Origin of the sequence: Shewanella abyssi, from assembly GCF_023284025.1 — a bacterium.
Taxonomy (GTDB): Bacteria; Pseudomonadota; Gammaproteobacteria; order Enterobacterales; family Shewanellaceae; genus Shewanella; species Shewanella abyssi.
On sequence record NZ_JAKIKR010000041.1, the window covers coordinates 16124 to 38092 of the forward strand.

The 21969-nt window shown below is 45.3% G+C and carries 17 protein-coding genes; 8 read left to right on the plus strand and 9 right to left on the minus strand.

The genetic code is table 11. The features are described 5' to 3' along the window. Positions 1-41 precede the first annotated feature (41 nt). Positions 42-1415, plus strand: coding sequence for a DNA repair protein RadA (radA, locus tag L2755_RS16080; protein ID WP_248981696.1), 1374 nt, complete (start codon positions 42-44; stop codon positions 1413-1415). Positions 1416-1472: 57 nt separating this feature from the next. On the opposite strand, the gene L2755_RS16085 is transcribed toward radA, so the two are convergent. Next, entirely contained in the window at positions 1473-1844 is a 372-nt protein-coding gene (locus L2755_RS16085) for a PilZ domain-containing protein (RefSeq protein ID WP_248981697.1), read from the minus strand. 158 nt (positions 1845-2002) lie between these two features. Then, positions 2003-2548, minus strand: coding sequence for a YgjV family protein (locus tag L2755_RS16090; protein ID WP_248981698.1), 546 nt, complete (start codon positions 2546-2548; stop codon positions 2003-2005). A 639-nt stretch (positions 2549-3187) separates the two neighbouring features. On the opposite strand from L2755_RS16090, the gene L2755_RS16095 reads away from it, so the two are divergent. Continuing rightward, positions 3188-4420: a DEAD/DEAH box helicase gene (locus L2755_RS16095; protein ID WP_248981699.1), complete on the plus strand. Its 1233-nt coding sequence runs from the start codon at positions 3188-3190 to the stop codon at positions 4418-4420. Between the two features lie 99 nt (positions 4421-4519). On the opposite strand, the gene L2755_RS16100 is transcribed toward L2755_RS16095, so the two are convergent. After that, positions 4520-5215 (minus strand): 2OG-Fe(II) oxygenase, encoded by a 696-nt coding sequence (locus L2755_RS16100; protein WP_248981700.1) that lies wholly within the window; start codon positions 5213-5215, stop codon positions 4520-4522. Positions 5216-5531: 316 nt separating this feature from the next. Here L2755_RS16100 and L2755_RS16105 point away from each other — a divergent pair, with 316 nt between their 5' ends. From L2755_RS16105 to L2755_RS16120, 4 genes are all read left to right on the plus strand, one after another. Further along, complete coding sequence (locus L2755_RS16105; protein WP_248981701.1) at positions 5532-6758, plus strand: efflux RND transporter periplasmic adaptor subunit; 1227 nt, start codon at positions 5532-5534, stop codon at positions 6756-6758. Next, entirely contained in the window at positions 6758-9892 is a 3135-nt protein-coding gene (locus L2755_RS16110; RefSeq protein WP_248981702.1) for an efflux RND transporter permease subunit, read from the plus strand. Before L2755_RS16105 ends, L2755_RS16110 begins: the two co-directional genes overlap by 1 nt. Beyond that, positions 9885-11399 (plus strand): efflux transporter outer membrane subunit, encoded by a 1515-nt coding sequence (locus L2755_RS16115; RefSeq protein ID WP_248981703.1) that lies wholly within the window; start codon positions 9885-9887, stop codon positions 11397-11399. The genes L2755_RS16110 and L2755_RS16115 overlap by 8 nt, the downstream gene beginning before the upstream one ends. Before the next feature lie 379 nt (positions 11400-11778). Beyond that, a complete protein-coding gene (locus L2755_RS16120; protein WP_248981704.1) occupies positions 11779-13137 on the plus strand; it encodes an NCS2 family permease in 1359 nt (452 codons plus the stop codon). A gap of 194 nt (positions 13138-13331) precedes the next feature. On the opposite strand, the gene L2755_RS16125 is transcribed toward L2755_RS16120, so the two are convergent. After that, a complete protein-coding gene (locus L2755_RS16125) occupies positions 13332-14609 on the minus strand; it encodes a YjiH family protein (protein WP_428847807.1) in 1278 nt (425 codons plus the stop codon). Between the two features lie 431 nt (positions 14610-15040). After that, a complete protein-coding gene (locus L2755_RS16130) occupies positions 15041-16585 on the minus strand; it encodes a methyl-accepting chemotaxis protein (protein ID WP_248981706.1) in 1545 nt (514 codons plus the stop codon). A gap of 334 nt (positions 16586-16919) precedes the next feature. Here L2755_RS16130 and L2755_RS16135 point away from each other — a divergent pair, with 334 nt between their 5' ends. After that, a complete protein-coding gene (locus tag L2755_RS16135; RefSeq protein ID WP_248981707.1) occupies positions 16920-17603 on the plus strand; it encodes a DUF998 domain-containing protein in 684 nt (227 codons plus the stop codon). Positions 17604-17612: 9 nt separating this feature from the next. Here the strand turns inward: L2755_RS16135 and L2755_RS16140 are convergent, their stop codons facing one another. Next, on the minus strand, positions 17613-18476 hold the full coding sequence (locus tag L2755_RS16140) for a U32 family peptidase (protein ID WP_248981708.1): 864 nt from the start codon (positions 18474-18476) through the stop codon (positions 17613-17615). A 29-nt stretch (positions 18477-18505) separates the two neighbouring features. After that, entirely contained in the window at positions 18506-19507 is a 1002-nt protein-coding gene (gene ubiU / locus L2755_RS16145) for a ubiquinone anaerobic biosynthesis protein UbiU (RefSeq protein WP_248981709.1), read from the minus strand. Between the two features lie 133 nt (positions 19508-19640). On the opposite strand from ubiU, the gene ubiT reads away from it, so the two are divergent. Then, positions 19641-20153, plus strand: a complete 513-nt coding sequence (ubiT, locus tag L2755_RS16150; protein WP_248981710.1) for a ubiquinone anaerobic biosynthesis accessory factor UbiT — start codon at positions 19641-19643, stop codon at positions 20151-20153. Positions 20154-20244: 91 nt separating this feature from the next. Here ubiT and L2755_RS16155 read toward each other — a convergent pair whose 3' ends face one another. Together L2755_RS16155 and trhP are read right to left on the minus strand one after the other, a co-directional pair. Next, positions 20245-20499 (minus strand): YfhL family 4Fe-4S dicluster ferredoxin, encoded by a 255-nt coding sequence (locus L2755_RS16155; RefSeq protein WP_248981711.1) that lies wholly within the window; start codon positions 20497-20499, stop codon positions 20245-20247. Between the two features lie 57 nt (positions 20500-20556). After that, complete coding sequence (gene trhP, locus L2755_RS16160) at positions 20557-21936, minus strand: prephenate-dependent tRNA uridine(34) hydroxylase TrhP (protein ID WP_248981712.1); 1380 nt, start codon at positions 21934-21936, stop codon at positions 20557-20559. Positions 21937-21969 lie beyond the last annotated feature (33 nt).

The window sequence follows — 21969 nt, forward strand, 5'->3', positions numbered from 1 at the left end:
ACGTCGATACTTTATCGACTTTATACTATCTAGAAATAATCATGGCAAAGAATAAAACAGCTTACGTATGTAATGAATGTGGTCAAGACTTTCCTCGCTGGCAGGGCCAGTGTAGCGCTTGCAAAGAATGGAATACCATTAGCGAACTCAAGATCTCTATCGCAAAACTCACCACGGCGACCCGTTCTGGTTACGCAGGCTCTGTGGGCGGCGGCTCCAGAAAACTCTCCGAGATAGAAGAGGTCGATGCGGAAAAGAGATTGACCGGCATTGGTGAGCTGGACCGCGTATTGTGCGGCGGCCTAACAACAGGTTCGGTCAACATTATCTCTGGCGATCCCGGGGCGGGTAAAACCACGCTGTTATCTGATTTAGTGTCGCGCATGTCGCAATTAATGCCATCGCTTTATTGTACCGCTGAAGAGTCGCTGTCACAGTTTAAGAATCGGGTAAACCGCTTAAAGCTCAATTTCAATGAAGATAACCTTTACCTTATGGCTGAAACCAGTGTTGAAGCGATCATTGCTGAGCTAGAAGCTAAGCAGGTGAAGTTTGCGGTGATTGACTCGATTCAAGCTGTCGTCACTGAAATGGCTAACGGTAGTCCTGGTTCACCTTCACAAGTGAAGGGCAGTGCACAAGCACTGACGCAGTATTGTAAGCAAAACAATGTCACCATGTTTTTGGTCGCTCACGTTAATAAAAACAATGAAACGGCAGGGCCACAAACGCTTATTCACATAGTGGACTGTTTAACTCATATTGAGTGTAACGACGGCCAAATTCGTACGCTTAGAGCCAATAAAAACCGTTTTGGTGATGTCGATACCGTGGGTATATTTCGCATGACTGAGCGAGGTATGTTAAGTGTTGATAATCCAAGTGAAATATTCCTTTCCGGCTCGAGTACCGATTCTGCTGGCGCCGCGATTACCTGTATTCGAAAGGGCAATCGCAATCTGTTGCTTGAGATCCAATGTTTAACCACTGAAACCGAGGGCGAGTTTCCCCAGCGAGTTTGCGTGGGGCTCAATATGAATCGGATTAAGATGTTAACCGGGATTTTGCGTAAGCACACTAAAACCAAGATTTTTCACGATACCTACTTTAACTTGGTGGGTGGCTTAAAAATAGATGAGTCAGAAACCTGCATCGATCTAGCGCTAGTGGCGGCTTTACTGAGTAGTTTAAACGATTTTATTGTGCCGAGAACGACCTGTATCATGGGCGAACTCAGTCTTAATGGTGACGTTCGGCCCATAGACAGTGGCGTACCGAGAGTTAAAGAGGCGGTGCAGCATGGCTTTACCGAAATTTACATCCCCTTTAGAAACTACCATAAATCAATGGAAGGATTAGGGGCGACGATTCATTCTGTTAAAACCATTCATGAGCTCATCGAGCTCATCAACTAGCGATGCGTGATGCAATTATGAGACGTGCATTTTAGGGAAGTGCCAGCTGAAACGTGGTTACTTTCCTTGGTTGTGCATGTCAATAAATAGCGCCAGCTCCCGATCAAGTAAAGTCGGATCACCGACATTGAGTTCTATCAAGCGTCTTAAATGGCTAATACTTTCAACATCAATATGGCTGCAAGCTAAACCCAGTAAGTTGTCTTGTTGATGAACAAGCTGAGTATCCATATGCAGCTGAATATCGCTGTCAGCAATAGAGAAACTAAGATGGATTTGTTGGCAGCTCGGTGCAAACTGCTTTGGTCGTTCAATGAGGGCACCATTGAGACTGATATCTAGTAGTGTTGTTTGCCAGATTTTATCTTGGCATCGTATCAGTGCTTTATTTGCAAATAAAACCCGTGAAAATTGTCGTCTTTCATCCATAGTGACTCCCTTGCTGAAAATGCCTTGTCGTATCACTTAAGCATCGCTTTAGATTGTTTCTAAAATGGCTACTTAAATAATAGTTTAACTCAAGATTAGCGTAAAAAAGGACTTTTTTTTAGACTCAACTTAACCATAAAACGTCAGTTTAATGCTCGTTAAGTGGTGCGCTCTAATGGGTAAGATTGCTGCTTTAGCGCAGGCAGCCCTTTTAAAATAATGGCTATAGTGACGAGTTGATAAGCGATGCCGGACCAAGAGAGCAGGTGTATCGATAGCGTGAGGTTCAACAAGTTACTCAGCAACATGGCATAACGTAGCCGGGTTGAACTGCAATAAAACAGCGCATAGCTCATTAAGACTGCTGCAGCTACAGCAGCCCATTCAGACCCATGCTCAGCCCAAATAAGCCCTTGTGTCACAGCTAGTGCAGAGAATACGAAAGGCAATAGTGTAATGCGCCAGCCACAACGGGCTTTTTCGCTACGGCAAGTTGCAAAGCGGCCAATATTAAGCAGCTGAGTCATCATCCCTAAAGTGCTGCCTAGCAAACCTAAGTGCACAGCGGTTATGCTGGATGCTAGCAGGTTACCTGAAAATAGTTTTTGGTCGCTTAATTGGGCATTTGCCCACCAACCAATGGCCATCGACACAAAGCCTAATGCCTGAACCCAAAGTAAAGCTTGATGTGATAACTCGAACACTGAACGACCAACAATAACAACAATATTAAACCGGCAGCTATTGTCGTTTTTTTAGCCGTTCACATTGTGACCTAATCGTCACTTTAGGGTTTGCTTTATCATGCTTCGCTTTAGTTTGTGATCTGGATCATGCTTTATGGTCCTTAGAACCCAGTCCCCAGGTTAACGTACCATGCAAGGTCTTCAGGACCTTTGCCAACAGAAGGTTCGGTTATTTGCTCCCTCATTAACGAATTATGGGTATATACCCAAACCACCTGAAGATGCTCGTTTCAGAGCTCCCGTAGGATAGCTGAACAAGGCAGTGATTGAATCAATGGTTATTCCCTTGTTGATATCGCTAACGTAGTGCAAATATTCTACGGGAACTCCCGCAGGGCAAGGCGAGAAGCAACATTTTTCAGTGTTATGAAATATTGAATTCGAATAACGAGTACTGCAATTTCATGCCTTGAACTCTGTCACTTCTCGACATGCTGAATCCTGCATCTTGAAGTGGTTTGGGTATAAGCACTGCGCGCTAGAATATTCAAACAAGTTGTCTTCATTGAATAGCATCCTTGGGCTGGGGAGCGGTAAAACACTCGCGCTATTTTCTGTTAATATGCGCTGAATATAACGAATTTTAGGAATATGCTGGTGTCTTTTTCATCTTTATCATTAAGTGATGCGTTACAGAGCCTATTAAAGCAAAAGGGCTATGTGGAACCTACACCCATCCAAACCGCAGCTATCCCTGTCATTTTAAAGGGTAAAGATCTTATGGCCAGTGCCCAAACGGGTACCGGAAAAACCGCAGCATTCACCTTGCCTTTACTGCAAATGTTAGCCAGTAAACCGATTGATAAAGAAGCTCAGCGTATTCGCGCACTCATTTTAGTGCCGACGCGCGAACTCGCAGTGCAAGTGAATAAGAGTGTTACTGAGTACGGGGTCAATACCTCGATAAAAAGCATGGTCATTTATGGTGGCGTTAGCATCGATGCGCAGGCTCAAACCTTAGCTGATGGCGTTGATATTGTGGTTGCCACACCTGGAAGGTTGCTCGATCACCTTCGTCGTGGTTCGCTGTCATTAATGGCAATCGAAACACTGGTTTTTGATGAAGCCGATAGAATGCTCGATATGGGGTTTATGGATGAGATCAATGCCATTTTAAAGCAGCTACCAAAGCAGCGACAAACCTTACTCTTTTCAGCCACCTTGTCAGAGGCGGTATTTACCTTAAGTAAAAAACTGCTAAATCAACCGCTTCGAATCGAAGTTAACAAGGCCAATAGCACCGCCGATAGTGTCGAGGAGGTTGTTTATGCGGTCGACAGTGAGCGAAAGACGGAGCTCCTAAGCCACCTTATCAATAAATATGATTGGCAGCAGCTACTTATTTTTAGCCGAAAGAAGCAGACTGCAGATACCATTACCAATAAGTTGATTGCAGCTGGTGTTGAGGCCAAGGCATTTCACGGCGATTTGAGCCAAGGTGCTAGAGAGCAGGTGCTCAATGAGTTTAAAAAGGGCACCGTTAAGGCGCTAGTGGCGACAGATGTGGCCGCAAGAGGGCTCGATATTGTCGAACTCAATTACGTGGTTAATTACGAAATTCCTTTTATTGCTGAAGACTACATTCACCGCATTGGCCGAACGGGGCGGGCGGGAAAAACCGGTAAAGCCATTACCTTATACAGTGAGGATGATGCGTTGTTACTCGAAGAGCTCGAATCACTATTAGATAAACGTCTACCGCAACAATGGTTAGCGGGTTTTGAACCCGATCTTACTAAAGTCGAACCCGTGAGCCGTAAAAACAGTAAGTCAGCACAAAGACAGCGCGCCAAGAAAAGAGCGTTAGCTGGGAGCAAGCGCAAACGTTAATGTTTCATGTTTTGCTAAGGTGTACAGCGCTTGCGCCCGCTGTTGATTTCATAAAGAGTCAGCTCCTCAGCGCCCCGGTGAAATGTATGAAAAACGAATTTACTCAGACCAATACCAACTGGTCACGTTATAGCGATATTCGTCGCTATATTCAGCATTGAGCTTTTCCACCCAATGTTCAGAGCCCTCTGAGGAGGGGTCAAACAAAATACAGCGGTTATATAAAGGGGCAATACAAATAGGCTCATTGTCCTTGCCTATAAAAGTGAGTTCACCGCCAGCATTGTCGTGCCACTCTTTATTTAAATACACTAGCATACAGATCTCTCTTCCAGGAGAGTCATCGGCGTGTAGTTCAACAAAGTCGGCAGCGCCTAAGCGAAAATAGTTGGTGTTGATTAACGGGTTAGCCACATTCATATCGGTGATTTGCACCTTAAAAATAGCGGACAACAGCGACATGAACTCGTCTCCACGCAAAAATGACAAAAAGTCTTGCGCTATATTGGACGCGCTGCTGTTGGAGTTAGCCGCTCTACGTTGCCAAACATCTCGCCGTACAAAGTGTTGATCTGTGCTGGTATTTTCCCATTGGGCGTTATCGACATATAAAGCAGAATAAGTATGTTTTTGAGTTTGCCAGCCGTGCGGTTGCTGCAACACCTTCAATACCTCATCGAGTCTGTCTTGATTAAATAAGTTATCAATCACGATATGATTGGGGCAAGAGTTCAATAAAGACTCTCGATAAGCACATATCCTAGCATCGCTTAGCTGTTCATCATTCAACCACATTAACACTACCTACTTGTATCTTTAGATCATCAGCTAAAGATATTGATAATACAGGGCTGCATAATAACGCCACTCACTGGTTCTTTAAAATCATTAAAAGTAAATTAAACAGTAAATGGCTTACCTATAAGTTTGAGCCATAGGTTTATGTGTCTACAAATTTTAATTGCGTTAACTATTGCTGTTGCCTATACATAGAACCTACACTGTGGTTACATCTTTATTACAATGATAATTGGTGCAAATTCAATTACATCTAATTGATTTTTAAAGTGCCATTTAGCGAACCGTGAATAACACATTTCGGGACGAACCTATGCCAAATTATCTCAACTGCACAGCATTCAAATTAGCACTGTTTTTTTCATCTGTGGCAATGATTGCTGGGTGCGAAAAAGAGCCAGTTAAAATCACCCCTAAATTAGTCGTTGTTGAGAAAGTGTCTACTACAACAGTGCCGCTCTATGGCAATTATGTGGGTGTCACCAAAGCATCATTGGATGTTGAGGTGAGAGCGAGGGTAGATGGGTTTGTTGAAAACAAAAGTTTTATTGAAGGCAGTGCCGTTAAAGAGGGGGCGCTGCTTTATCGCATCGATAATCGTCCCTATGTTGCAGTGGTTAATCGCTTAAGTGCCAACGTTGAATCTCAACAATCAGCACTTGAAAAGGCACAGCGTGATGTCAAACGTTTAAAGCCGTTGTATGAGCAAGATGCAGCCAGTCAGTTAGATTTTGATAATGCCCTTTCAGTTCAGTCCCAAGCAAAATCCAGTGTCGCGGCAAGTAAAGCGGAGCTTGAAGAGGCAAAACTTGAGCTCAGTTATACCGAGATTAAGTCACCCATTAGTGGGTTGGTGAGCCGCTCTGAAGTTGATATCGGTGCGTTAGTCGGTAGTAGTGGTCAATCGTTATTAACGCGGGTGAAGCGGGTCGACCCTATTTATGTCACCTTCAATATGTCAGCGCTAGATTACCTTAATGCGCGTCGCCGCATGACCAGCTATAAAGAACAACAAGCCGCTGAATCAGAAGGTAAAGCGGTTGAAGGATTCGTAACGATTACCTTGCCAGATAACAGCGAGTACCGCTATTTGGGGGATGTCGGTTTTACTGATCCCTCTGTGAATCCTGAAACCGGTACTTTTCAGGTAAGAGCCGAGCTACCCAACCCCGATAAAGAGTTACTGCCGGGCCAATATACCAATGTCAGAATTAAGCTCAGCGAAGTGAGCGATGCCATCGTTATTCCACACAAAGCCACTCAGGTTGAGCAGGGGGGCGTCTATGTGATGGTTGTGCTGCCCAACAATAAGGTTGAACGGCGCTTTATTGTGATAAAGCATCAAGGTGAAATGGGAGTGGTAGTGCAAAGTGGTCTAAAAGCGGGGGAACTGGTGATTGTTGAAGGCATGCACCGTGTCCGTCATGGACAACTTGCTGAGCCATTAACTGCCGAGCAGTATCATCAAAAAGAGGATGTTAAACAGAAAGAGCAAGCATTGAAGCAACAAGAGCTTGAGCAGGAACAGGGGGATAACTAATGGCACAGTATTTTGTTAATCGCCCGGTTTTTGCCAGTGTCATCTCTATTGTGATTGTGTTGCTGGGCTTAATCGCGATGTTTCAATTACCCATTGACCAGTACCCTTACATTACGCCGCCCCAGGTAAAAATATCCGCATCCTACCCAGGTGCAACATCAACTACAGCAGCAGAGTCAGTGGCCACGCCGTTAGAGCAAGAGCTTAATGGTTTGCCAAATATGATCTATATGAGCTCCAAGAGCACCAACTCTGGCAGCTCCAATGTCACTATTACCTTCGATGTTGGCACCAATCCAGATCTTGCCGCTGTCGACGCGCAAAACTCGACTCAACAAGCGACGGGTAGCTTACCAATTGATGTGCAAACCGAAGGGGTGTCGGTTTCCAAAGAGGCCTCTGTTGAGCTACTCAAATTAGCATTAACCTCTGAAGATGAACGATATGATGAAATCTATCTCAGTAACTATGCCACCATTAATATCCAGTCAGCGTTAAAACGGATCCCGGGTGTGGGCCGAGTCAGAAATACCGGTTCCCGCAGTTACTCCATGAGAGTGTGGTTAAACCCCGACACGATGGCGGGTTATGGGCTAACAACATCTGATGTTATTGATGCGATTAAAGCGCAAAACAAAGAGTCACCAGCGGGCAGTATTGGCTCACAACCCAATGCAGACACCTTGAGTATGACGCTGCCGATCACCGCTGCGGGTCGAATGAGCAGTGTGCCGCAGTTTAATGAGATTATTGTCCGTGCCAGTGTCGATGGTGCGATTATACGTTTGCGTGACATTGCCGACATTGAACTCGGTTCATCGTCTTATACGCTGCAGTCTCAACTCAATGGTAACAATGCCACCATCTTGCAGGTGTACTTATTGCCCGGTGCTAATGCGCTAGAGGTAACCCAAAAAGTCAAAAGTGAGATGGCGAAACTGGCACAGAAATTCCCTCAAGGGATGAATTGGGAAGTGTTCTTCGACGCCTCTGTGTTTATCCAGAACTCCATTGATGAGGTAGTCAAAACCCTAGTTGAAGCGCTGGTATTGGTTATCGTCGTGGTGTTTTTGTTTCTGCAAAATATTCGCGCCACACTTATTCCAGCCATTGCTGTACCAGTTTCTTTAATCGGTACCTTAGCTGCGATGCTGGCCTTTGGTTTTACCATCAATACCGTCAGTCTGTTAGCCCTGGTGCTGGCAATCGGTATTGTGGTCGATGATGCCATTGTGGTGGTGGAGAATGTTGAACGTCTAATGCACGAAAAGGGGCTTAGTTCAACTGAGGCAACCAAGGTCGCAATGAAAGAACTCTCTGGTGCACTTATCGCCACCAGCCTAGTACTTGCCGCAGTGTTTGTACCTGTGTCTTTCTTGTCGGGGATCACAGGTATTATGTATCGTGAATTTGCCGTAGCGATTACCGTAGCGGTACTTATTTCTACTGTGGTCGCGCTGACACTTTCGCCGGCGCTTTGTGCATTATTGCTCAAGCCGGGCGATAAGGCGACCTCTGGCTTTTTCAAATGGATGAATGATCGTTTAGACACTGCAACCACTAAGTATGTCGGATTGGTGGTGTTGACAAACAAGCACGCCAAACGCAGTTATCTGTTGTTTGCATTGATGGTAGGCGGCGTGTATTTAATAATGAGTTCGCTGCCGTCGAGCTTTATGCCTGATGAAGATCAGGGGCGATTCTTTATTGATGTGTCACTGCCTAACGGGGCAACGGTTAATCGTACTCAAGCTGTACTTAAGAAGGCTGAAGCTTTAGTACTTGCCCACCCAGCGATAGCTTACTCGTTCACCTTGGCGGGTGAAAACAGACGCTCAGGTTCGAATCAAGCCAACGGTCAGTTTGAGATTATTCTCAAGCCTTGGTCTAAACGCGTCGACAGTGATGCAACCGTGCAGCAGGTGATGAACGATATTAAGCAACAGCTGCATGATGTGCTCGAGGCTGAATTCAAAATTTATTTACCTTCAGCTGTCCCCGGTCTAGGTAATGGTTCCGGTGTTGAAATGGAGCTACAAGATACCTCAGGCAGTAACTTTAAAGGCTTAATGGAAACCGCAGATGAATTGGTTGAAGCCCTAAAGTTGCAACCTGAGATCGCGACGGCTGGATTATCCCTGCAAACCGCGATTCCGCAGTTACACCTTAATGTTGATGAAGCCAAAGCCATGGCCATTGGGGTCAAGGTGTCAGACATTTATGGCACCATTAAAACGTTTACTGACTCATCGACAGTTAACGACTTCAATCTATTTGGTCGAGTGTATCGAGTGAAAGTACAAGCTGCAGAGGAGTATCGTCAATTTCCTGATCAAATCGAGGACTACCATGTTCGCTCCTCATCGGGCGCTATGGTGCCAATTGGTGTATTAGCTAACTATGATTATTCGGTTGGGCCTGCTGCGGTAACGCACTACAACATGTTTACCAGTGCTTCGATTAATGCCTCTCCTGCACAAGGTTACGCCTCTGGCGATGTTATCCGCGCTATTGAACGGGTGGCGACCCCCATGCTGCCTGACGAATTTAGTTACGAGTGGACTGGCATAACTTATCAAGAGGTGCAGTCCGCTAACCAAACTGCTATTGCGGTTACCTTAGCGATGGTATTTGTGTTTTTGTTTCTCGCAGCGCTTTATGAAAGTTGGACGTTGCCGATTGCGGTACTGCTCATCGCCCCCATTGCGATGCTAGGTGCATCACTGGGTACCCTAGTGAGTGGTATGGAAAGTAATCTCTTTTTCCAGGTGGCGTTTATTGCGCTCATTGGGATGGCGGCAAAAAACTCGATATTGATTGTCGAGTTTGCCAATCAATTACATAAAGAGGGCAAGAGCCGACTAGATGCAGCCATTGAAGCGGCTAATATGCGCTTTAGACCGATTTTAATGACTTCGTTAGCCTTCATTTTAGGCGTACTGCCACTGGTGCTTTCTGTCGGACCTGGCGCTGTCAGTAGGCAAAGTATCTCTATTCCTATTTTATGCGGCATGATTTTCGCGACAACCATCGGCATCGTGATGGTACCGCTGTTTTTTGTGACCACTGCAGGCTGGGTTCGTTCTAAAATCACTGGCAAAGCCGATACCGCGGAGGTCTCTACTCATGCTTAAGCCTTTAATATTGAGCGCAGCAACAGGCATTATGCTGCTTTCTGGTTGTGCCATGGGGCCTGATTACCAAAGACCAGATCTTGACATTCCGGACCAATTTCACCAAGAGTTACAGCAAACAGATGGACAGAACGTTGGCCTTAAACATTGGCGAGAGTTTTATCTCGATCCTGAGCTACAGATCTTGATTGAACATGCACTTGATCAAAACCTCGATTTAGAGGGAGTTCGCTCAAGACTGTTAGCCGCAAGAGCGGGGGTCAAGATTACCGATGCTGCACTGTTTCCAGTCGTAGGACTTGATGCAAACGGTGAGCGAGCATTAGACAGCGCATTGACGAATACCGATCCTGTGAAAGAAGATACTTTTTATGTAGCGGGTACTGTTTCGTGGGAGCTGGATCTTTGGGGCGTTAATCGCCGCAGAAGCGAAGCTGAGTTTGCCAACTTCATCTCATCTCAAGAGGCGCTTAATTTAGCGACTATCAGTTTAATCAGTGATGTTGCCAGCCGTTATTATGAGTGGCTCGATATTGAGCAACGTTATCAAATTTCGCTAAACACGGTCGCGCTTCGTAAGAAGGAGCAAGATCTTGCCAGACTGCGTAAACAAAATGGCGTGATATCAGGTTTGCAAGTTAGGCAGGCTGAAGTGGAATATCAAAGTGCCAGAGTCACACTGCCTGATCTTGATTATGAGCGCAGTGAAAAGGCGAATCAGTTACGGATCTTACTGGGCGAATTTAAATATCCCCTTAACCCAAAAACTGCAGCGCAGCTAAAAGCTGATAGTGCCTTGTTTCCGGACTCATTCGCTGTTGGCATTCCATCACAGATGTTGTCACAACGCCCTGATGTTAAATCTGCAGAGCAGGCGCTTGTTGCTGCCAATGCTAATGTCGGCGTCGCTAAAGCAGCGTTCTTTCCCAAATTTACCATTAGCGGCAGTTATGGATCTGAATCTGAAAGCCTCAGTGACATATTTGATAGTGAAGGGCTGACTTGGTCGCTTTTAGGTGGCATTACTGCACCGATATTCAACGCTGGTAGTATCTCAGCGCAATATGATATTGCCCAGGAAAACGCGATACAGGCGATGCTCAGTTATAGAAGCACAGTGCTGGGGGCTTACTTTGAAGTTAATGATGCGATGAACAGTTTCAGACGTTCTGAACTGGCTATTGAAGCTCAGAAGGAGTTAGTCGTAGCATCAACTGAATATACGCGCTTAGCAACGTTACGATATCGAAATGGTGTGTCTAGCTCACTAGATCTTATGGATGCACAGCGAAGCCTGTTTAGTGCCGAACTGACCTTAAGTCAGGTGAAGCGTGACCGATTATTATCGATGATCACACTTTATCGTGCACTGGGTGGTGGCGTACTTTCCAGTGATGAGATGAAGGCAGCGCTTGAACAAACGTCAGCCGAGCAACAAATTGAAGAGGTCACTAATGAAACAACTGTCACGACCAATACAGAGCAAAAAGCTATCACGTTAGATTAAAGAGTAAAAACTATCGCAATTGATAACGCTACCACCATAGCGGGTCACTTTTATTGTGCGCCATACAGAATAAGCTGTTTTGCTTAGGGGCCATTTTTTACATTTGTAGCATAAAAACGTTAGCTGCTTCCTGTTTCCTCATTGTCGATTGTTATAAACTCCGCGCCAACAAAGGCTATGTTGGTAAGAGTAAATTTTACCAGACTATGTGTATAACAAATTTGTTTACAACAATACTCGCAGGTCACTAACGCGTTAAGCGCCAAGTGGATCTCTCACCCAAGTCTGTCTCGTTTGGGGCTCTACCTGCCATAGCCGTGTCGCCAGTGAATGACCATTGGTTAACTCATATTTAAGAGATCATAAAGGTATAATAACTATGAAGTCTGAACAGACTCTCTCAAACTCGACAGTTGTCTCGGGTCCATTTCTGGATCGCTATTTCAATATTTCTGCCCGTGGCAGTACCCTAAAACGTGAAGTCATTGCTGGCTTTACCACGTTTTTGGCGATGGTTTATTCGGTGATCGTGGTGCCAAATATGCTGGGGGCTGCAGGTTTTGATCCTGCTGCAGTATTTACCGCGACCTGCTTAATTGCCGCTTTTGGTTCATTGTTGATGGGGTTATGGGCTAATCTGCCGATGGCCATTGGTTGTGCTATCTCACTCACGGCGTTTACTGCTTTTAGTATGGTGCTTGGACAGGGAATATCGATCCCCGTGACCTTGGGCGCCATTTTCCTGATGGGTATCGTATTTACTCTGGTGAGTGTTACTGGAATACGTCAGTGGGTACTGACTAACTTGCCAAAAGGTATCGCTCACGGTACCGGCATTGGTATTGGGCTTTTTTTACTGTTAATTGCCACTAATAGCGTGCAGTTGATTGTAGCGAATGATGCTGGTTTGCCGGTAAAGCTGGGTGATATTAATAGCTTGCCTGTTATTGCGACGATAGTGGGCCTCGCGGCGACAATCGGGCTTGAGCGCCGTGGTATGCCCGGTGGCATATTACTGGTGATTGTTGGGCTATCAATTTTTGGTTTAATATTTGATCCAAGCGTGACCTATCAAGGCTTATTCGCACTGCCAGATCTCATGTCTGAAACATCGCTCATTGGCCAGCTCGATATTATGGGCGCATTAAACCCAGTGGTATTGCCCATTGTGTTGGCCTTGGTGATGACGGCAATTTTTGATGCAACTGGCACAATACGAGCGGTTGCGGGCCAAGCGGAACTGCTTGATGAGGAAGATAACATTGTTGGCGGCGGTAAAGCGCTGACGTCAGATTCTGTTAGCAGCATTGTTGCCGGCGTCGTCGGCGGTGCTCCTGCCGCTGTTTATATTGAATCGGCGGCAGGAACCGCAGCGGGTGGCAAAACAGGCCTGACTGCAACCATCGTTGGCTTGCTGTTTCTATTGATGATGTTCTTGGCGCCGTTAAGCTTTTTAGTGCCCGCTTATGCAACCGCTCCCGCGTTGATGTATGTTGGACTATTGATGCTAAGCAATGTCACCAAGCTTGATTTTGACGATAAAGTGGACGCGATGGCAGGCTTAACCTGTGCTGTATTTATCATCTTAAGCTGTAATATCGTCACCGGTATTATGCTGGGTTTTGTTACCTTGGTCATTGGCCGTATATGCAGTGGTGAGTGGCGTAAGCTGCGACTTGGCGTTATCGCTATAACCCTAGGTTTAGTTGCTTTCTATATGGGTGGCTGGGCGATTTAATAGGGTTACAGACTGAACATTAAGGTCAGCCATTGAGCTGGCCTTTTTATTGGCGTAAATATAGTTGCTGTAAAGGTGGATGTTCAATGCGCCTGTAGATGGCGAGATGATCGAGTTTTGGCATGTTGATGACAAAACAAAAAAGGAGCGCTAATGCGCTCCTCATATTGATCTTGCCCAGTTCTAACCAGAGGCTAGAAAATCAGGTGGGCGATACCGGCAATCACAGGCAAAGTCACTAGCGTTCTTAAGATAAAGACCACTGCAAGCTCAAGGAAGTTGACCGGGATTTTACTGCCCATCAGTAGTGCGCCAACTTCACTCATATAGATAAGCTGAGTCACAGACAGCGCCGCAATAATAAAGCGGGTCATGTCAGACTCAATGGAGCTGGCAAGAATCGCCGGAATAAACATATCCGCAAAACCAACCACAATCGTCTTAGACGCTTCAACAGCTTCCGGTACTTGCAGTAACTCTAGTAGCGGAATAAATGGCATGCCAAGATAGTTAAAGATTGGCGTGAATTCGGCAATCATCAAGGCGATGGTACCAATGCCCATAACCACGGGAATGACACCAAAAATCATATCAACAACGTTCTTAACGCCATCCGTCAGTGTATGTTTAATGCCGCCAGCACGAGAGGCTTTTGTTAACGCTTGCTCTAAGCCCCAAGACATCACGCCATGGCCTGCTGGGATGACTTCATCATCCTTATGGCGAGGTGTTTCATCAATGTAGAGGTCTTTTTTCCACGACAGTGGCGGCAGCTTAGGCACGATAATCGCGGCAACAAAACCTGCAAAACACACTGTGAGGTAAAAAGGCACAAACAGATGTTCTAGCTGTACTTGGGAGATAACCACAAGTGAAAAGGTGATCGATACTGCTGAGAATGTTGTCCCAATAACAGCGGCTTCTCGTTGTGTATAGAAGCGGGCTTCATATTGTTTGCTGGTCATCAAGATCCCGACGCTACCGTCACCTAACCAAGATGCCATGCAATCGATAGCACTACGTCCAGGCAGGTTGAAGATCGGGCGCATGATTTTAGTCAGCATGGTGCCTAATAGCTCTAGCAGGCCAAAGTTAAGCAACAGTGGCAGTAACATTCCAGCAAATAGAAAGACTGAAAATAGCACGGGTAGGAGGTCGTTAAGAACGAGTGCCCCAGTACCACCAGAGCGAATGGCTTCAGGGCCGACATCGAAGAAGGTTAAGCTGATAAAAATTGCGCCGAGTATGCGGATCACCAACCAAACAGGAGTGACATTAAACAGTGTGTTTAAAAAACTGTTTTCAGTCACTAATTTGGGTTTTACCATTTTTGTGAGTAATGATGCCAAGGCAGTAAAGATAACAATACCGGTAACGATGCCAATGAGAGCATCGCCTAACAGATTCTGCAGACCTTTAGAGATGATCGCAATGGGAATTGTTATCGCGTCTTGGTAACTGATAGGGGTCATGAATAACAGTAGACCGATCAGTGATGGCACAATAAACGTAAGTATAGTTTTAATGCTGTGGGTTTGTTTTTCTGACACTTTTTTTACCCTAAATATCGAGTTTTGCTTTACAGCCTTAACGCTGAGTTTGTACTTAAGCAAATAATGTATTGAATATTCATTCAACTGCTAGCAGGCGAGGTTACCGCCTTAAAACATCTAAGTAAAACGATTCTCTTGTGATATAGAATATCTCAAGACTAGCGAATAGTTATTAACTCAAAATGACTATTTATATTGTATCGGAATAAGCAGCAAAAACACAAAATATTTTTTTGTGTAAATTACATTAAAACAATGTGTTACTTGTGTTTTGTTGTTGTTGGTTTTTAGTGTGCACCTGGTTGTCGTTAGCAAAAGTTGTAACGACAACCTCTATTGCAGGGTGAAAGCTAACTAAATGTTTTTCTCAAAGATTTTGCCTTTTCAGCATTGAGCTTTAACTCTTTAACTGACATTTCAACCACATTAATCGCATTCAAATTTTCATTTGATGCTTGGCTAATGTGACTGATATTTTGGTTTATTTCGCCCACGACGACAGTTTGCTGCTCTGCTGCAACGGCATTTTGTTGCGCTAAGTCATGAATATTTCTTACCGCTTGGTAAATAGTGTCTACTTTTTGCGCCGAAACTTCGGCATCTTCAGTGCATAGTAATGCTTGTGACTTGCTCACTTCCAGCTGCTTTGACCATTGAGTCAACATTGAAAACATCTTATTGACACTTTTAGAGATGCTTTCTGTGGACTGATGCGTGCGGCTCGATAGTGCGCGAACTTCATCGGCAACCACCGCAAAACCTCGCCCTTGTTCTCCCGCCCTTGCGGCTTCGATAGCGGCATTGAGCGCCAATAAATTGGTCTGATCGGCAATCGCATCAATCTCCGACATTGCGCTGGCGACACGCTCAGCTTCTTTGTTTAGCAGCTGTGCATTGGCAGCAGCTTCGGTCACTGATTCGGTTAACTCACTAATGCTGGCTGCACTTTTTTGCATTTTGTCACGACTGTCATGACAAAGCTGGTAAGTGTCTTGAATGCTGTCAGAGGTCGATTGGATGTTTACAGCAACTTCGGTAATGGTGGCGGCCATCTCTTCGGTAGCGTTGGCTATTTGCTCTATTTGTTGGCTTTCAATATCGAGTCCTACGTGAGCTTGCTCGGCAGCGGTAATTAATTGAGAGGATATATCATCAATATGCTCAGCGTTATCTTGAGAACGTCCCAGCACCCCTTGCAGTTTGGCATCTTTCATCATTAACTGAAAATCAAGCAGCGAAGAGGTGTCACGACCACAATAGATAAAGCGGCTAACGGAGTCATGCTGTTGCTTCATCTGCATCAATCTAGCGGGAATACGAAAGGCTTCGTCATAAAAGATGGCGAGGTTAACCCCCATTAATAGCATTCCGGCTAAGATCACGCCCCAGCCCCAAATATAGCCGGCCGCTGCTAACCCTAGGCTGGCACAAAGCGCCGACAGCAGGCGCTTATTGGTTAAGCTGATGGGATCACTAACGCTTTTCCCTTGATTGAGTCGCTGATAAATCTGTTGTGCTTTAGTGATGTACTCGGCTTTGGGGGCAACTCGAACAGATTGGTAACCGACTAAGTTTCCCTGCTCAAATAGCGGTGATACGAAAGCATCAACCCAATAAAACCCACCGTTTTTACAGCGATTTTTAACCATACCACGCCATGAGTCTCCCGCTGCAAGTTTTTCCCACATCTCTTTAAAGGCGGCTTTGGGCATGTCGGGGTGACGTACCATATTATGATGATGACCGAGGAGTTCTTTCTCTGTATAGCCAGAGACTTCGACAAATCGTTGATTGACGTAGGTGATAAGGCCTTGTTTATCGGTGCTTGAGATCAATTGATCTGCAGGGGTTAGTTTGACTTCCTGGCTAACTAAGGTTGCATTGTTTTTGGTCATTATTCATCCATGTTACAGCAAATGGCAGGATAAAATATAACATTAATACACTTACTTTTACTCAGGTCATCTAATTAATTTAACGAAATATTAGCAAACGGTATAGGTCACTTTTTTACTGTAACATTTTGGGTTTATTCTCTTTTTTATTAATATTAATGAGATTGTTTCAGAACTTTAACTTGAAAGTTTTGGTTGCAGCCTATAAGAATAACATAGGCGTTACATTTTTCTTGTGGCAGTGGTTATTAGAAATCTGAGCTAGACCTCTTTAACTAAGGTGATTTCGATATACATTAGACGATGCCATTAGAAAATATAATAATAGGAATATATGGTAGCTCGAACGAACAATAAGGTTTCTACACTCGCATTTAGATTCGGTATGCTCGGGATCTTCGGCTTATTGCTGGGTCTGATCTTGTCAGTGCTGACATTTGAGCAGTATGACGGCAAAGGCTTTAATTTTTTGAACCACACCTTGAGTGAGTTAGGTAACTATGGGCACTCTTATTTTGCGGTGATTATTAATGGCGGGCTGTTTTTCGGCAGCTTGAGTGCGCTACTCTTTTGTCTTTTTTCGTTGCAAATCGCTGATTCACCTTGGTCTTACCCATTTTTTACATGCTTAGGGCTGACGTTCTTTAGTTTAGCGGCCATCGGCTTGTTTCCCATCAATGTTTATCATTTACATACCGTGGCGCTTAAGTACTTCTTTATCTTCGGTAGTGTCAGTTCGATATTTTACGGACTGTACTTACTCGTTGGAAGAGGGCGCTTATTCTCGCGTGTTACCAGCGTTTTAGCCATTATCACCTTTGTCAGTATGTCGGCTTTCTTATTGCCCCCTCTGCTAGGTTTGGAACTAACAGAGGGCGGTAGAGCTTTCTATCATGAAATGTTGGTCGAGATACATCGCCCAGCTATCTGGTGGCCAGCCATTTTTGAATGGGTTGGCATCGCCAGTTTTGTCAGCTGGAGTACCAGCGTGATGCTAAGCTTGCGACCTAAAGTCTAAAGTTTGCGATTACAAATGCACTAGACCGGCGGTTTGGTGCCAATATCCATTACAGGTGAGTGGCTCAGTTTTTGCTGTGCTGGTTAAGATATTCTCGGCCAGCTCAACACTTTTTAAGCTACTGGGTGACACTCTAAAGTAATTCACTCCCATCTGCTGCATCTGTGCGATTTCGCTGGATAGATCTATCTGGCTGGCTGATTGCGTTTGAATACCATTGATCCTCAATAACGGCTGTTGATCTTGGGTTTGTGCAAGCAAGCCCTTTGAGTGCGATAGGCACACTGTTTGGCAGTTATCTTTAGGCAAATTTTGCTGCTTGGCGGTAAAGCAGCGTGCAGAATGTGCTAATGGCATGTATCCATGAGCAAACACTTCAATCTCAAACGGCAGAGGTGCCCCTGTCGCCGTAACTTCAGCTTCAATAACCTTAGTTAACCAAGATTTTGACAGCTCGATTGGCATTACAAAGCGTTGCATTCCCCACTGGTGGAGTTTTTTTAGCGTCGCTAGGTTGTAGTTATTGATGGTTGGCCCACAAACAAATGGCAGCCCAATCTCTTTAGCGGCTTGCACGGCACCGATATCATTTGCTTCAATGATAAATTCGCCATTATTAACCTGCTTTTTAAGCTCGGTATACTCAGAGGGTGCCTCTAATAGCGCTAAGGTCGATAAGATAACCTCTTTGCCTGACTCTCGTAGCATATGCGCTAACGCTAGGTAATCAGCAAACTTGACCTGTCTTCTTCTACTGCAAACTGTTTCGCCAAGATAGACCACGGGAATGCTACTTTCAGCCACTTGCTGATAAAACTGAGTCACTTTTTCTTTTGACCAGCAATACTGTAATGGTCCTAGAGTTGTTTTCATTGCCTTTCCTTGTTGATAAAGCAAATGGCCTATTGCCAGGTTCGTTCGTATGCGCCGAGTGTAGTGGTTTGCCCTTCTGACACTTTTGCCAAGGCTGCATTCCACTCTTGCTGTGTTTGGTACTTCTCCGGCGCGCTGAGATAGCTATCGATTGCCGTACGCCACACCCGCGTCACTTGTTCTACATAAGCTGGGCTGCGTTGACGCCCCTCAATTTTCAGAGACACGACATTCGCTTTGGCAAGCTCAGGCAATAAGCTTAAGGTGTTTAAACTGGTCGGCGCCTCCAGTATATGGCTAGCGTTGCTATTCTCATCGGTGGTGTAACGGCCTTTACATACAACCGGGTAGCCCATCTGTTCATCGACCCCAGACTTATCAATAAGCACATCGTTTAGCCAAGTGAGGCGACTGCCGCCATCTTCTTGCCAACGTACATGTTTTGCCGGTGAGCATGAACCACCAGTATTGGGTGATTGCCCAGTCACGTAAGAGGAGAGATGGCAGCGGCCTTCGGCCATGATGCATAAACTGCCGAAAGCAAAAACCTCTAGATCAACCGGGGTGACTTTAGACAGATCCCGGACCTGCTTCATCGACAGTACGCGTGGCAATACAGCGCGTTGGATATTAAAAGCTTCTTTATAAAGGGTAAGTGCACCAAGGTTGGTTGCACTGGCTTGCACTGACAAGTGCAGCGGCAGATGCGGGTAACGGCTGTGGGCATAATCTAATAGGGAAATATCGGCCATGATAAGCGCATCAACGCCAGAGGCGGCGGCTAAATCAATGGCTTGGTACCAGCGGCTCTCTTCACCAGGTTTTGGAAACGTATTGATGGTTAAGAACACTTTCTTGCCGCATCTCTTAGTATACTCAACAGCCTGTTGCAGTTTTTTAGGCGTAAAGTTCAGCCCTGCAAATGAACGGGCATTGGTATCATCTTTTAATCCTAGGTAGACCGCATCGGCGCCAGCATTGAGGGCGACTTTTAATGATGCGAGGTTACCCGCGGGGCAAAGCAGTTCCATAGATTCGGTTCCATTAATAAGGAAACAGGAGTTTAAAAGGGAATGAAGATCAAATTTTTGATGTAAAACAGGTTTTAGATCATAAAACCTAGGTAAGATCAGTTTCTTTGTATCAATGCTGGAGCATTTCTAAATGCAAGGTTTACTTCCTAATAATTTGGCGGAAAAGATTCTGCGTATTGGCCCTAAGGCTCTGTCGCAACCCTTAGCGCTTATTCCGTTTTCGCTTAAAGCTGACTTATTAAAACGTATTTTGGGCTTGATGCTTGCCGAGCAGGCGAAAGATGAAGAGTTAGACTTTCTGCTTGACCGCTGGGTTGCAATCAATATTGAAGACTTAGGCTTAACGTTTGAGGTGAGCTACAACGGTCATTGGCAGGTGCGCCCTCTACAGAGTGCTGAAGTGACTTTTAAGAGTAACTCTAAAGCACTGTTATTAATTGTTGCGGCAAAAGAAGATCCCGATACATTGTTCTTCCAACGTAAACTGAGTATTGAAGGCGATACAGAGCTTGGGCTTGAGGTGAAAAATTTATTGCTTAGTGTCGAGTTTGACTCTATGCCAACGGCGATTAGCGCCGCGGTCACCAAGCTTGCGGAAGCGCTGCAATCTTTGCAGAGAAAAGCTGAGCTACAACTGGCCTAGTCATAATACTAATACTAAGACATAAAAAAAGGTGCTAATAAGCACCTTTTTTTGAATCAAATATTGACGCTGTTACCGTCTCGGCCGCTGATTAAACGGCTTTGCCAGTAATGATCTGGTATTTCACTAACAGTTCATCATCTGACTCTTTGTTGTCCGGGTCAATGGCAATGCAATCAATAGGACAGACCGAAATACAGGTGGGTTTATCATAGTGACCTTTGCATTCAGTGCACAGCAGCGGTTCAATCTCATAGATCTCTTCGCCCATGGTGATCGCCTCATTGGGGCATTCTGGTTCACACATGTCGCAGTTGATACAGCTGTCGTCGATTAATAGTGCCATCGTTTACTTAATACCCTTATCAAGGCGCATTATGTAGCGCCTCTTTGTTTGTTCAGTCTATTTCGCAGCAGCGTCAGTGGCTTTATGCGGATTACGGGTATCTTGCCCTTGTGGCAGGTTACGCAGCAATACGGCTTTATCTAATGCTACGCCAGCGGGCACTTCTAAAAAGACAAAGTGTCCAGAACCTAGACCGGCCTCAACACTCTCGCCTTTACGATTAACCAGTGAGTCGATGTTGAGGGTTAAGTTGCCCTGTGGCGTCATGATTTCAACGCTGTCGCCAACACTAAACTTGTTCTTTACATCAATCTCGGCTTGTCCAGCATCGTTGCGCTCTCCAGTAAATTCACCGACAAACTGCTGAGTATCGCTAATTGAATAGCCATAATCATAGTTCTGGTACTCATCATGCACGTGACGACGTAAAAATCCTTCGGTGTAACCTCGGTGTGCTAGCCCTTCTAAATTGTGCATCAGGGTTCGATCAAAATCTTTACCCGAGGCCGCATCTTCAATCGCTTGACGGTACAGTTGAGCGGTACGGGCGACATAATAGAAAGACTTTGTACGACCTTCAATTTTAAGTGAATTAACACCCATTTTAGTTAAGCGGTCTACATGCTGAATGGCACGAAGATCTTTAGAGTTCATGATATAGGTACCATGTTCATCTTCGAATGCTGGCATATATTCACCAGGTCTGCCGGCTTCTTGCAATAACACCACTTGGTCAGAAGGTGCGCCTGCGCCTAAGGTCGGCGTTTCAATTTGCACATCTGGGTTAACGGCGACGATATCGCCAGTCTCCGTTTGCTTAGCTTCATGTACGTCGTATTTCCAACGACAAGAGTTAGTGCAGGTCCCTTGGTTGGGGTCGCGTTTGTTGATGTAGCCTGACAGCAAACAACGGCCTGAATACGCCATGCATAAGGCGCCATGAACAAACACTTCTAATTCGATATCTGGGCAGCGCTGACGGATCTCTTCAATTTCATCCAGTGAAAGCTCACGAGAAAGAATGACACGCTTAATCCCTTGCGACTCCCAGAACTTAACCGATGCCCAGTTAATGGCATTGGCTTGTACTGATAAATGCACCACTTGATCGGGGAAGGCTTCACGCACCATCATGATAAGCCCTGGATCTGACATAATCAGCGCATCAGGCTGCATAGCCACAACGGGCTCCATATCTCTGATATAGGTTTTTAGCTTGGCGTTATGGGGGGCAATGTTACTGACCACGTATAGCTTTTTATTTAGGCTATGGGCTTCCTTAATCCCTGCCGCAAGATTTTCCATTTTAAAGTCGTTATTACGTACACGAAGACTGTACCTTGGCTGGCCGGCGTAAACAGCATCAGCGCCATAGGCAAAGGCGTAACGCATATTTTTAAGGGTTCCGGCTGGGGACAGTAGTTCAGGTTTAAACATAATAACTTCTCTGTTAACGGGTAAGGAATAGGC